Annotated in this window: 1 pseudogene; it reads right to left on the bottom strand. The window is 69.3% G+C overall.

From position 1 onward, the window contains the following. A pseudogene (locus tag LCH29_RS43890) lies at positions 1-1,718 on the bottom strand (type I polyketide synthase); the annotation flags it as partial. Between the last annotated feature and the right edge of the window lie 8 nt (positions 1,719-1,726).

The raw sequence follows: 1,726 nt of genomic DNA, 5'->3' as shown, positions 1-1,726 counted from the left end.
GACGACACCCCACCCGGATACCGGCAGGCCATCCCCACAATCACCACCGGATCATCCGCCACCGACGGCAACACACCCACCGGCACCGACACACCCGTATCCGACCCCAGCAACTCATCAAACAGATGCTCCACGAGGGCCTGCGCGGTCGGATAGTCGAACACCAGGGTCGCCGGAAGCCGCAACCCCGTCGCCGCACCCAACCCGTTACGCAGCTCCACCGCCATCAACGAATCAAAGCCCAAATCACGGAACGACCGTCCGGGATCGATCGCCGCAGCACCCTGATGCCCCAGCACCAGGGCCACCTGACTGCGCACCAGGTCCAACAGCACCTCCCCCTGCTCGACCTCACCCAGCCCGCTGAGCCGCTGCGCCAGCCCGGTAGCGGCGGCACGGCGGAAGGGCGTACGGATCAGACCGCGCAGCAGCGGCGGCACCTCGCCACGAGCCCGCAGCGCCGGAAGATCCAGCCGCACCGGCAACACCACCGGCTCCCCGGCACCCACCGCGGCATCGAACAGCGCCACACCCTGCTCGACGGACAACGGCGGCAGACCCACACGCGCCATCCGTTCACGATCGGCAGCGCTCAGCTCACCAGCCATTCCGCCAGGCTGATCCCACGGCCCCCACGCCAACGACACACCCGGCAACCCAAGACCACGCCGATACTCCACCAACGCATCCAGGAACGCATTCCCCGCCGCGTAACTCCCCTGACCCGCAGTGCCGAACGTGCCCGCCGCGGAAGAGAACACCACGAACGCAGACAAGTCCATGTCCTGCGTCAGCTCATGCAGATGCCACGCCGCATCCACCTTCGGACGCAACACCGCATCAAGGCGCCCCGGAGTCAACGCACCCATCAGACCGTCATCGAGCACACCGGCCGCATGCACCACAGCCGAAATCTCACGCCCGGCCAGCACCTCCGCCAGCGCACCCCGGTCAGCCACATCACAGGCCAGCACCTCAACCCGCGCGCCCGACTCCATCAGCTCCGCGACCAGGTCCTCAGCACCCGGCGAAGCCATCCCCCGCCGGGACAGCAGCAGCAGATCCCGCACACCACGCTCGGCCGCCAGGTGCCGCGCCACCACCGCACCCAGACCACCCGTACCACCTGTGATCAACACGCTGCCCGGCCCATCCCACACCCGCACCGCAGCATCGGACACACCCACCCGAGCCAACCGCGGCACCACCAACCGCCCCTCCCGAACCGCCAACTCCGGCTCGGGCTGCGCCAACGCCCGGGACAACACCGCCCCCGACACAGGCCCGTCACCAAGGTCCAGCAACCCAATCCGACCCGGATGCTCCGACTGCGCCGACCGCACCAAACCCCACACCGACGCCACCGCCAGATCACCGACAGCCCCACGTGCCACCACGACCAGACGAGACCCCGCGAACCGCTCCCCCTCCAACCACCCCTGAACCAATCCCAGGGCCTGCACCGCGGAAGCGTGGACGGAATCCACCACGCCCTCACCGCGGTCCTCCGCCCCCACGACAGCCAACACCACATCCGGCACCGGGGCCTCAGCCACAGCCAACGCGGCCAGATCCGCGCACCCCACTACCGAGATCCCCGCATCCCGCAGCCCGCCACTCAGACCGCCGTCCGGGCCGACCACCGCAACCACCGACGGCCCGGCGTCCGTCCCCTCAGCCACCGGAGCCCACTCCACCCGGAACAACGAATCCCGGCCGACCATCT

It is taken from the genome of Streptomyces sp. BRA346, assembly GCF_052851135.1.
Note: the sequence above shows the minus strand (reverse complement) of the source record. Positions and strands in the feature narration are given on the sequence as shown.